We start from the raw sequence: 13,941 nt of genomic DNA on the forward strand, positions 1-13,941 counted from the left end.
CCACTCTTAAAATAGTTAAGAGTGGGTTTTTATGTTGTTATTTAGATGTAAGTATACTTTTATTAGAATGAATATAGATAATTAATAACTAACCAATTGGATGAGCGTCTTAGGGAGCTCTTTTTTATTGAAATTAATGCATTTATATGAGTTGTTCTTTAATTGTAGCATCATCCTTAATTTATGTAATTTTGCATAATGTTACATAAATTGTGTATTTTCTCTTTTTTTAGACATTAATAGACAGTATACTTTGTACAAGCTTTCTATTTCAAAAATTATACGAGGTGAAATAATGAAAAACAAAAAGACATTAACTAAGGTAGCATTAACAACAGGATTAGCTTTAACAGCTGTGGCACCATATGGGGTAGGTCATGCAGAGGAAACAGATCAACTACAAGTTCAAATTCAGGAGGAATCGTTCCGTTCGGGTGAACTTACACAGCCGTCACAAAAGGCACCAGAAAATGTAGTAAAGGATGCACTTAAGGAGAAAACAGAACAAGCTCTGTCCCAAAAACAAGTCAATGGAGAAGCAGGAGTAGATTATAAAGTCCTTCAAAAACGTGGTTCGTATGATGGAACTACACTTGTGCGTATGCAGCAAACATACGAAGGAAAAGAAGTATATGGACATCAATTAACTGCACACGTAGATAATAAGGGTGTTATTAAAAGTGTTTCAGGCGATAGCGCGCAAAATTTAAAACAAGAAGAATTGAAAAAAACTATTAATCTATCAAAAGATGAAGCAAAACAATATATTTATACGAAATACGGGAACGATATCAAGTTTATTTCTGAGCCAGAAGTTAAAGAGGTTATTTTTGTTGATGAAAATAATGGACAAGCTAGCAATGCATACCAAGTTACCTTCGAAGCTGCAACACCAAACTATGTTTCTGGTACTTATTTAGTAAATGCACAAAATGGTGATATGTTAAAAAATATGGTAAAAGAATCTAACTTAAAAGCAAGTGAAAAACTAGTTGGAGCCTTAAAGAAAAGTAAACAAAGCAGCCTTACATCATTAACGGGAACAGGAAAAGATGATTTAGGTATTAATCGTTCATTTGGTATCTCTAAACAAAGTAATGGCAAATATGCTCTTGCTGATTATACAAGAGGGCAAGGCATTGAAACATATGATGTGAATTACAGAGATATTACTAAAGAAGAAAGCTATTATCCTGGTACATTAGCGACAAGTACTTCGGCAACATTTAACGATCCAAAAGCAGTAAGTGCTCATTACTTAGCAACAAAAGTATTTGATTTTTATAAAGATAAATACAAGCGTAATAGCTTTGATAATAAGGGACAAAAGGTAGTTTCAGTTGTACACGCTTGGGATTCTGAAGAGACGAATGATCCGAAAAATTGGCAGAATGCATTAAGTGCTAATAATGGAAGTATGCTTGTATATGGCGATCCTATTGTTAAAGCATATGACGTAGCTGGACATGAATTTACACATGCTGTTACTTCTAGCGAATCTAATCTTGAATATTACGGGGAATCCGGTGCGATTAATGAGGCGCTATCTGATATTATGGGAACATCTATTGAGAAATACGTAAATAATGGAAACTTTAACTGGACAATGGGAGAACAAACGGGATCTGTTTTCCGTGATATGGAAAACCCAGCTTCTGTTCCATCTTCACTTGGAGTGCCTTATCCAGATGATTACAGTGAATTTAACGATTTTAATGGATGGGATCAAGGCGGTGTTCATTTTAATTCAAGTATTATTAATAAAGTTGCGTATCTGATTGCAAAAGGCGGAACTCATAACGGAGTAACTGTTAAAGGAATTGGTGAAGATAAAATGTTTGATATTTTCTATTATGCAAATACAGATGAGTTAAACATGACTTCTAATTTCAAAGAATTGAGATCAGCATGTATTCGAGTGGCAACTAATAAATATGGTGCGAATACAGCTGAAGTTCAAGCAGTTCAAAAAGCATTTGATGCAGCAAAAATTAAGTAATTTAGAAATATAGTTATCATTCATATATTAATACATTATGAAAAACAGCTAATGTCATTTTAAGGATATTAGCTGTTTTTTACGTAGCAATGTATTATTGAAAATAAACTGACTAAGCAATAATGAGGCACTTTACCTGTAAGAAGTTGTGGCAAATAAATAAGGTTTAAAATATATAAAAACAGAAAATTAATAATATATTGACCTCTTGATAGAAAGTCTATAAAATGAAAGCGATAACAAACGATTGCTTTAAAATGTTTTCCCTGATCTTTTAGTATTTACAAATATATGAAGGCATAAACAAATCTATTTTTTTAAGTACTAATGCAAACGTTTTCGTATTGAAAGGTCATTGAAATACATACGTGAAAATAGCCAATATGGAGGTGAAGTAAAAGAGATTTCTAGATTAATTTAAGCAGTGTTATGTAGTGAAAGCATAATAAATCGTTAGTAATATTTGAAGAAAGGGTGTATGTGGTGCAAATTATAAAAAGATTAATTAACAAAACAGTTTTATTACTTACTTTAATCGTTATGTTATCATCTGTTTTCTCCTTTCAGAGTGTGAAGGCAGTTTCAAATTCGAAAACAACTGAAATTATCATTCATTACAAAGAAAAGCTTGGAAATACAAAAGACTGGAATCTTTGGTTATGGGGAGAAAATGCAAATGGTACATCTTATGAATTTACTGGTGAAGATGAATTTGGAAAATACGCTAAGATAAAAATAGACGGTGACTATAATCGTGTAGGATTTATAGTTCGAACAAATGAATGGGAAAAAGATGGTGGGGATCGTTGGATTGAAAATATAAAGGACGGTCGTGCTGAAGTATGGATTCTTTCGGGTGATGAAAAAGTATATAACTCTAAGCCATCATCGGATCTCTCAATTCAAAAAGCAACTATTGATAGTTTCCATGAAATTACTGTAACGACTAATGTCCCGTTTCATATTAAGGAAAAGAAAATTGAAATTGAAGGCATTAAAATTAAGAATATTACTCCTTATGATATAAACAGTGGAGATATTACTAATAAGGTCAAAATAATTACGGAACAGAAAATTGATTTAAAACAAACATACAAAGTTAAAATAGAAAACTTAGCTGATACGAATACTGAAATTGGTAAAGTCATTCGTAGCGAAGAATTTGATAATTTATTTTATTATGGTGGTAACGATTTAGGAAATACATATACTCCGCAACATACAAAGTTTCGTTTATGGGCTCCTACTGCAAGCGAAGCGAAGTTAGTTACATATAAAAACTGGAACGATAAAATAGGTGCTGAAATAAACATGCAACAAGGTGAAAAGGGAACTTGGACAGCAGAACTAAAGGGGAACCAAAAAGGGCTCTTTTATACGTATAAGGTCAAAATTGGTGATAAGTGGACTGAAGCGGTTGATCCATATGTGCGTGCTGCTTCTGTAAATGGGGATAAAGGTGCAGTCGTTAATTTAGAAGAAACAAATCCGAAAAAATGGAAAGCAAACAAAAAGCCAAAATTTAAAAATCCGGAAGATGCTATTATTTATGAGTTACATGTACGCGATCTTTCCATTCAACCTGAAAGTGGTATTAAACAGAAAGGGAAGTATTTAGGTGTAACAGAAAAAGGAACAAAAGGGCCAGAAGGTGTAAAAACAGGACTTGATCATATAAAGGATCTTGGTGTTACTCACGTTCAGTTTTTACCGATATTTGATTATGCTTCTGTAAATGAAGAGACTTTAAATGAACCGCAATATAACTGGGGATATGATCCTAAAAATTTCAATGTTCCAGAAGGCTCCTATTCTACAAATCCTTATGAGCCGACTGTGCGAATAACTGAATTAAAGCAAATGGTTCAAACACTACATGATAATAATCTTCGAGTGGTGATGGATGTAGTATATAACCATATGTATAACGCTGCTGAATCTAATTTCCATAAGTTAGTTCCAGGTTATTATTATCGTTACAATGAAGATGGAACATTTGCAAATGGAACTGGTGTAGGAAATGATACTGCTTCAGAAAGAAAAATGATGAGGAAATTTATGATAGATTCCGTCACATATTGGGCAAAAGAATACAATTTAGATGGATTCCGTTTTGATTTAATGGGTATTCATGATTATGAAACGATGAATGAAATACGTAAAGCTGTTAATCAAATTGACCCTTCTATTATACTACACGGAGAAGGATGGGATTTAAATACACCTCTTGCAGCTGAGCTAAAAGCAAATCAAAAAAATGCAGAGAAAATGAAAGGGATTGCTCATTTTAACGATAATATACGTGATGGGTTAAAAGGTAGTGTATTTGAGGAAAAAGAAAATGGTTTTATAAATGGAAAGGAAAACATGGAAGATCGTATTAAAAAAGGTATTACGGCAGGTATTGACTACGATACAAATTCTTCTACCTATCAAGATCCAGAGCAGGTGCTAACTTATGTGGAAGCACATGACAATCATACATTATGGGATAAACTTGAGTTAACTAATCCAGGTGACAGCGATGAAGTGCGAACACAAATGCACAAATTGTCTTCTTCGATTTTATTAACATCACAAGGAATTCCATTTTTACATGCAGGGCAAGAGTTTATGCGGACGAAATACGGTGATCATAATAGTTACAAATCTCCAGACTCAATTAACCAGATGGATTGGCTGCGCCGTGCAACGTTTAATAATGAAGTAGATTATATGAAGGGTTTAATAGAATTACGCAAAAAGTACTCAGCTTTTCGAATGACATCTGCAGAGCAAATAAAAACACACGTATCATTTATTGATGCTCCAAAAAATACTGTAGCTTATATAATAGAGGGGAATAAACATGAATACTTTACAGTAGCTCACAATGCAAATAGAGAAGCTGTTGAAATAACACTTCCATCGAAAGGGCCTTGGAAAGTACTAGTAGATGGCAAGCAGGCGGGAAGTAAACTACTTTATGTTGTCCATGACAATAAAATTAAAGTTCCTGCATTAAGTTCCATTGTTTTAAAATCAGAAAAACCGATTAAATAAAAGCGAAGAGTGTAGAAATAAATACTGAATTGAGCAAATTTAACAAGGATTGCAAATAAAAAAAGCGAAGTGAAGATTATTCTCACTTCGCTTTTAAAGTTAATGTAATATAATTTCACATACTGTAATTATATTACAATTTAATAAAAGAAATAAGCAATAGATTATTTCTTTTATGACAGTAGGAGGAGAAGATATCTTTGAGTTTATTTATAAAATTACCTGAAATACATTCGTAATTCATATAATGTTTATTATATATTCGAACATATAACGAACTAGATGTTCGAGTTGTATTAATTCCTACAAATCGTTTAAAAATAACAAAGGCGTAAAAAGTATATGGAATTAAAATAGAGAAAAGACACCATTCAAGGTGTCTTTTCTCTATTTTGAATATGAAATGTAAGTAACTCGATTGTATGTAATAGTATGTGATATTTTCACACTAACTGATTAAGAAAAATTTAAAACTCTTTTCTTAATCTATTTGTAATAAATTACATCATAAAATTTTATCGATATAATAAATAAAACTTTCTCAACATTATTTGATTTAATAACTATATTCAACCGCTCTCCAATCCATTACAATAATTTCACATTGGAAATACATGAATATTCTCAATGTTATAAATGGTTTATACCTTATAGGATTACTATGGGAAAGGATGTGAAATATCCAAAAAGAAATCATTTTTTATGATGAAATAAAAAATTTTAATGAAGAAAAAGTTATTTCATTATTTTCAAGTTTCGTTAAAGTGCATGTATTTATAATCACTATGAGACAAGGAGCAGAATTCGAAAAAATTTTTGTAAATTAGAAAATTGCATTTCAAAAATAAGTTAAACGTTTATGGAGGGTTATATGAGCGAGAAAATTTATTACTGGTCTCCGATTAAGCATTGGGAGAAGTTGCATAATGAAGTTTTGATAGGGGAAATGAGATTTACAGGTATTCTGTCTGAGTGGTTTCCAGATTTTTATTTTATGGCTCAAAAAGGTGTGAAAATTAGTGAACTAGTAGAGCGCTTTTCGTTAGGAAATGTAGAAGAGACACAAAAAAACATAGAGCTCATGATAAAAAATCGTGTGTTAGTAAGTAATATATTACACCCAAGAGAAGTATTTTCTTCACAAGAAAAGATTTTTTCAAATCCATATAGCAAGCAGATTCGCTTTTCTAAAGAAAAGTTAGATAAGTATATGAGTAAACAATTAAATCGCACGCACGTTGCTGCACGGTCGACCGAAATTCAACTTGAAACAACAAATGAGCTACCTACTATAATCAAGGAACGTAGGTCTTGTCGTCAATTTGATATGGAAAAACATATTAGTTTTTCGGAATTTTCCCGATTCTTATCAACTCTAAAACAGGTTAGGGAAGAAAAAATATACTATCATTACGCAAGTGCAGGCGGGCTCTATCCCATTGATATCTTTGTTTATGTAAAACCAAAACGTATAGAGGATATGAAAGCTGGATTTTATTATTATAACCCATCAAAAAATAGTCTTGTGATTGTAAACAACATTGATCAAGTAATCAAAAGTGATCATGAGTTAATTAATCAGGATTTATTTACTCAATCTGCCTTCTCAGTTTATTTGGTTTATAATGCGAACGCTTCCATCCCGAAATACGGTTCAGCTGGATATTTATTTGCTTGTATTGAGTCAGGCATTATCACTGCTACCTTAAATATGGTTGCTGAGACATTAAATTTAGGGGTTTGTTCAGTCGGTCATATGAAATTTGAAGATATTCAGCAATTTTTATGTTTGGATAATCATCAAGTGTTTCTTCATGGGCTTGAAGTTGGCTTGAAAATTAACGAGTAGAAGAAATGAATATTAGGGGGATAAAGATAAAAATGCACATTAAAGATCGAAGTTCGATTCATGAAAATAAAGAAGTAGAAGCGTTTTGGAAGGAGCAATTATCTTCCGAGATTCTCGATTTTTCTGTATTTAAATTTAATAGCGATTACCAACTAAATAAAGAAACACCTTGTGAATACGTTCAAGTCATAGTGAATGTAGAATTTAGTAAAAGTATACAAAAAATAAGTAAGTCTCAAGATTTATTATTATTTAGCTGGTTTCAAGCCGCTTTAAGGGTTTGTTTGGCACATTATACAGATCAAGAAAGAATTACTATTGGTATTCCTATAATTGAAAAGAATCTTGAACAATGTGAGAATCTTAATAAGTTGATTCCTTTAGGAAGTGAAATCCAGCCGCATCACACCTTTAAACAATTAGTAAATGAGATTGAACAAACGACTTTATTCGGGTATGAAAATCAGGAGTATCCGCTCTCTGAATTATTAGTTAAACACAATTTAACTCCTTTTCAAATTGTAATCGGGATGGAAGGATTACATAATGAAAATTCGCTAGAAGAATACGCAGAGAATAATTTAGCCCTATGGATACGAAGAAAATGGAATGAAATACATAATGAATTTGAATTTCAAATTTCTTGCAAGTCCCGTTCATTCTCTTCTTTGCAACAGTTTGCCAATTCGTATTGTTATGTTTTAAAGCAAGTTTCACAAAATCCGAATTTGGCATTGAAAGATATTTGTATTATTGCAGAAGAAGAAAAAGAGTTGTTAGAAGGATTGAATACTTTTCAAACGGGCATAGACTTGTTTCAATCATTTCAAGATTTGTTTGAAGCGCAAGTATTAAAAACTCCAGATCAAATTGCTGTTGTTTGTAATGATCAATCTTTGACATATAGAGAATTGAATAAGAAAGCGAATCAATTGGCTTCTATTCTTCAAAGTAAAGGTGTTTCAAAAGAAAGTATTATTGGCGTTATGGTAGATCGGTCATTAGAAATGATTATTGGTATGATGGGGATTTTAAAAGCAGGAGCAGCGTATTTACCAATCGACCCTAACTACCCAACTGAACGAATTGAATATATGTTACAAGATAGTCAAGCAAAATATTTACTTAGTAAGCGAACAGAGGAAGTATTGCCACAATTTGCAGGTGAAGTACTGTATCTTGATAAAGAATATCTTTTTCAAGGTGAAGAAAGTAATTTAGTACGAGAACATAATCCTAATGATTTAGCTTATGTTATTTACACATCAGGATCGACAGGAAATCCAAAAGGGGTAATGATAGAACAAAAATCGCTAGTTCATTTTTTAAATGTAATGAGAGAAAAAGTAAAAGCTAATCAATCATTCTTGTTTCTTGCTAGTGTATCTTTTGATATTTCCTTGTTAGAAATATGTCTTCCTTTAACGCAAGGTTCAAAAGTAGTAATTGCTACAGAGGACCAGTTTGCAACAAAAGAATTGGCTCATTTGGTCAAAAAACATAAGGTGGATTTATGGGAATCAACGCCATCGCGAATGGAAGTGATTTTGAGTGATCCAGAAGGGGCGATTTTTCTAAAAGATTTAAAATCTATTTTATTAGCAGGAGAATCATTTTCCATTGATTTGGTTGAAAAAATTCGTTGTATCAGTGAAGCAACAATTTTAAATATTTATGGTCCCACAGAAACAACCATTTGCGCAACAGTAAAAGACTTGAGCACTTCCAAAGAAGTTACGATTGGCAAACCTAACCCGAATTATCATTCCTATATATTGAATAAGTATGGCCAATTAAAACCATTTGGAATTCCCGGTGAACTCTGCATTGCTGGCGTAGCGGTAGCACGAGGGTATCTTGGTAAAAATAAACTGACAGATGAAAAGTTTGTACCGAGTCCTTTTGCGGCAGGGGAAATGATGTATCATACAGGTGATCTCGTTCGTTGGTTGCCTAATGGAGAACTTGAATATTTAGGTAGAATGGATCATCAAGTGAAAATTCGGGGGTATCGGATTGAATTAAGAGAAATCGAAACTCAATTAAGGGAATATCCAGAAATAAACCAGGCTATCGTTGTTGATCAAGTGTATGGAAATAGGAAATTATTAGCTGCCTACTATGTATCGGATAACAAGGTGTCTTTTGATGAAATCAGAAAATATTTAAGTGATAAATTACCTGAGTTTATGATTCCTGAAAAAATGATTCAGGTAGAAGAGATTCCATTGAATCCAAATGGAAAAGTGGATAGAAAAAGATTGTTGGATATAACACAAACGGATTATGTATCAATTCCATACGTTGCTCCGCGCAATGAAATTGAACAAAAATTAGTGCGTGCATGGGAAAAAGTTATGGAGATCGAGGGAATCGGTATTCATGATAATTTTTTTGCATTAAAAGGAGAATCTATTAAAGCACTTCAGGTAATTAATTTATTAAGAAAAGACGGCTTAAAAATAAGTACAACAGATTTTTTTAAGCACCCCACAATCGCTCAACTGAGTTCTTGTGTAAAGCTAGAGCATAAAGAGGAAAACCTTGAAAGTAGACCAACTCATGTTAAAGATTTGTCTAAGCCATTTTCCTTAACAGAAGTTCAGACAGCGTATATGATAGGACGGAATTCACAGTTTGAATTAAGTGGTATTTCCCCTCAAACATATTTTGAATATGAAACAGCTTTGGATATCAATCGTCTTTCAAAAAGTTTTCAAAAGGTAATTCATCGTCATCCAATGTTGCGAGCTGTAATTTTACCAGAGGGAAAACAGCAAATATTACAAAGCGTTCCTGATTACGAGATTGAAATAGTGAGTCTCATAGATTTAGATGATAGGAATCAACATGCTCGCTTACAAGAAGAGCGTTCTCGAATGACTAACCATGTATTCCCTTTGGGGCAATGGCCTTTGTTTGAATTGAAAGCTTTTCTTTTAAAAGAAGACATGTATTTATTATGTTTTCGATACGATGCTTTATTAATGGACGGAGCAAGCATGAACATTGTTGGACAGGATTTGTTGCATTATTATTATAAACCAAATCAAAAATTAGAATCTTTATCTTTTGATTTTCAAGATTATATGTTTATCTATGATGAAATGGAACAAAGCGAAGAATATAAAACAGCAAAAGATTATTGGACAAGTAAGCTTCCTGACTTTCCGTTTGCACCTTCTTTGCTGTTAAAAAAGGATCCAGCAGAGATTGCTACTCCTAAATTCCAATCACTTACAAAAATCCTGGATAATAAAAAATGGACAAAGCTACGAAAGTTAGCACAAGAGAAAGAGGTAACGCCTTCCGCTCTACTTTGTACAATATATGGTGATGTGTTGGCATATTGGAGTAATCAACGTCGATTAGCAATTAACTTGACTGTATTTAACCGTTATCCTGTTCATGATGAAGTAGAACAGATTGTTGGAGATTTCACATCACTTATTTTATTGGATGTTGATGTAAAACCAGAGCAAACTTTCTTTACTAGAGTAAAAGAAACGCAAGCTACTTTATTAGATGGCCTTGAACATCGTCATTACGATGGAGTTAACTTTATTCGAGATTTTACTCGATATCATCAAATGACGCCAAAAGCAGTTATGCCAATCGTTTTCACCTCGATGTTAGCAGGTGCAGGTGCTTTCTCTTGGGAACAACTTGGTTCTCTTCGCTATATTCATGCTCGGACTCCACAAGTGTATTTGGATAATGTAGTAATTGAAAAAAATGGAGAGTTATTAATTAGCTGGAACTATGTTGAAGAGTTGTTTGATGTTGATGTAATAGAAGCAATGTTTTCCCAATTTGTTGACTTATTGGAACAATTGGTGAAACAAAGCGATATAACATCTTTGCAGATGAAAGAATCGGATCAAACTTTAATTAAGCAATACAATGAAACAACAGAAAAAATACCTTCAACTACTCTGTATCAATTATTTACAGACCAAGTAAAACGTACACCGGATGAAGTAGCAGTGGTATTTGAACAAGAATGGTTAACATACTCGGAACTTCATAAACGTTCTAATCAAATTGCCCACTTCTTAAAAGAGCAAGGTATTGGTCTAGGTGACAAAGTGGGTCTTTTAGCAAAAAGGCGAGTTGACACAATTGTTAATATGTTAGGTGTTTTAAAATCAGGTGCCGCTTATGTTCCGATTGATCCCGATCATCCTTTAGATCGCCAAACATATATTTTAAAAAATAGCTCATGCAAGCTTTTATTAGAACCTAGTCTTTATGAAGAAAATCATTTGTCATTTTATACAACAGAAGATATGCCCGCTATTGCTGGTCCAGAAGATATTGCCTATATTATATACACTTCAGGAAGTACAGGAAAACCAAAAGGAGTAATTATTACTCACCAAGCGGTTACAAATACTATTCAAGACATAAATCAAAAATATGAGGTGAATGAAGATGATCGTATTATTGGTATCTCTTCCATGTGTTTTGACCTATCTGTATACGATATTTTCGGAGCTTTAAGCACAGGTGCAATGTTAGTAATGATTCGTGATCCGAGAGACATGCAAGAATTAATCCGCACTGTCGAACGTAGAGGGATTACAATTTGGAATACAGTGCCTGCAATCATGGATTTGGCATTGGAGCAAGTAGGTTCTCATTTTGAATATCCTTCTTTACGTTTAGTTTTACATAGTGGAGATTGGATTCCGCTTTCTTTACCAGAAAAAATAAAACGACATTTTCCGATTGCAGAAGTAGTCTCACTAGGAGGGGCAACAGAAGCATCGATTTGGTCAATTTATTATCCGGTCAAACAGGTGGAATCACATTGGAATAGTATTCCATACGGGATGCCCTTGGCAAACCAAACGTATTATGTGTTGAACTATGAAAAGAAAATGTGCCCTGTTGGTGTAATTGGAGATTTATATATCGGGGGAGTGGGCCTTGCTAAAGGATATTTAAATGATGAAAAGAAAACAAATGAAGCGTTTGTGTCACATCCTGATTTTGGTCTTATATATAAAACAGGGGATTGTGGAAAAATGCATTCTGAGGGATATATTGAATTTTTAGGCCGCCAAGATTACCAAGTGAAAATTCAGGGATATCGAGTAGAGTTAGAAGAAATCTCTCATTGTCTTCTAACTTATAAACAAGTCGAACATGCTGTCGTAATTGATCAAACAGATGAGAACGGAATAAAATTTTTAGTTGCATATGTGGTAACTGAGCAAAATATTAGTACAACAGAACTACGAAAGCATTTGCAAGATCACTTGCCAGATTATATGATTCCTTCTTATTTTGTTTATTTGGACCAATTACCCCTGACTCCAAACGGTAAATTAGATAGAAAAGCGCTCCCTACTCCGGAGAAACAAAAAAATGAAGTATTTATTGCCCCAAAAACTGAAATGGAAAAAATATTAACTAGTATTTGGCAAGAAGTACTCAAAATAGATCAAGTTGGAGTAAATGATCATTTCTTCGCCTTAGGTGGAGATTCGATAAAAGCGATTCAAGTGTCCGTCAGACTGTATCGACAAGGATTCGAGCTTGAACCAAAAAATATATTTTCATTTCCTATATTAAGGGACATGGTTCAATTTGTTAAAAAGCTAGACCAGTTTTCAAGTTCACAAACAAATGATGTAAACATAATGAACGATAATAAAGCTACATTACTAAATGTTAAAGATAAACAACTTAATCAACATACACTTAACAAAATACAAGAAAAAATGCCGGATATAAAAATAGAACGTATTTACCCGTTAGCACCTTTCCAGGAAGTTATTTATGAGCATGCTACGAATGAACCTGATACAAATGCATATTTTGAACAAACAATTTGGGCACTTGAGGGGGAGCTGGATATTAAACTCTTTATTCAGTGTTTCCAACAATTAGTTGATCGTCATGATTCTTTAAGAACAATAATTGTGCAAGATGAACAAGCAAAACCTTGGCAAGCTGTTCTATATGATGTTCAAATAAATTCAGAAATAAAAAACTTGATTGAGATGACGAAACAAGAACAGCAAGAATTCCTAAAACAGTGGATGAATGAAAATTTAAGTCGAGGATTTAAAAATGATGAACTTATGACACGTCTCTGTATATTCCAACTAGGTAATAACGAGCATAAAGTAATTTGGAGTTCCCATCATCTATTATGTGATGGTTGGAGCGTCAGCATTTTGATAGACGAATTATTCCAGCTCTACGAAACTACAAATGCCGGAACTACGGCGGGGTTACCCATGGTAAAACCTTTTGAAACATTTATAGATTGGACTTTGGCACAAGATCATGAGAAAGCACGTCATTTTTGGCGAGATTATTTATCAGGATACAATCAGAAAATTAGTATTCCTAAAAAGAAAGTCCCATCTAAAAGTGAAGGGTTAAACTTCACTTTTATGGATTTAACATTAGACAAGGATTTGACTAATCAGTTACAGACATTTGTAACTAAAAATAATATAACTATGAATACGGCATTACTAGCTGTATGGGGAATATTGCTTGGCAAATTCAACGGAACGAGAGAAGTAGTATTGCCTAATCTAGTATCAGTCAGACCTCCCGAAGTAGAAGGAATTGAAAATATGTTCGGTCTGTTCACAAATGTTTTGCCTATCCGATTAGCATGGACAGAAACGCAATCTTTTGTGGACTTCCTGCAAAAGGTACAACTAGAGACATTGAAATGTAATGAGTATGCATACTATTCATTTGTTGATATACAAAAGCAAAGTGAATTAAAAACTGAGTTGACTGACCATCTTTGGGTTTTTGAAAACTATCCAACTAATCCAGCAATCTTTTCTTCAAATGAAAACAGACATTTTGCTATCACAGATTACGAAGTTGTTGATGAGCCACATGTAAAGTATGGAATTATGTGCTTCCCTGAAGAAAGACTTACAATAAAGTTTGGATATGATCAAACGGTATATGAAACAGAGAAAATACAGGAAATATTAAATCACATCCAGGGGTTAATCAACACGATTCTTCAAAATCCAATACAAACAATTTGTGATTACAAATTATAAAA

General features: G+C 33.1%; 4 protein-coding genes. All 4 read left to right on the plus strand.

The window, feature by feature from the left end; genetic code table 11:
* Window positions 1-295: 295 nt before the first annotated feature.
* The 4 genes from GBN91_RS18230 to GBN91_RS18245 all read left to right on the plus strand — a co-directional run bounded on the left by GBN91_RS18230 (window position 296) and on the right by GBN91_RS18245 (window position 13,939).
* Window positions 296-1,999 (plus strand): M4 family metallopeptidase, encoded by a 1,704-nt coding sequence (locus tag GBN91_RS18230; RefSeq protein ID WP_000791448.1) that lies wholly within the window; start codon window positions 296-298, stop codon window positions 1,997-1,999.
* Window positions 2,000-2,482: 483 nt separating this feature from the next.
* The gene (gene pulA / locus GBN91_RS18235; protein WP_139849353.1) at window positions 2,483-5,041 is read left to right on the plus strand and encodes a type I pullulanase; all 2,559 of its coding nucleotides are present in this window, start codon (window positions 2,483-2,485) and stop codon (window positions 5,039-5,041) included.
* Window positions 5,042-5,912: 871 nt separating this feature from the next.
* Complete coding sequence (locus GBN91_RS18240) at window positions 5,913-6,890, plus strand: SagB/ThcOx family dehydrogenase (protein ID WP_152121923.1); 978 nt, start codon at window positions 5,913-5,915, stop codon at window positions 6,888-6,890.
* 32 nt (window positions 6,891-6,922) lie between these two features.
* Window positions 6,923-13,939 (plus strand): non-ribosomal peptide synthetase, encoded by a 7,017-nt coding sequence (locus tag GBN91_RS18245; protein WP_152121925.1) that lies wholly within the window; start codon window positions 6,923-6,925, stop codon window positions 13,937-13,939.
* Window positions 13,940-13,941: the final 2 nt, after the last annotated feature.

The sequence above is a fragment of the Bacillus sp. B1-WWTP-T-0.5-Post-4 genome (genome assembly GCF_009183795.1).
Classification (GTDB): Bacteria; Bacillota; Bacilli; order Bacillales; family Bacillaceae_G; genus Bacillus_A; species Bacillus_A cereus.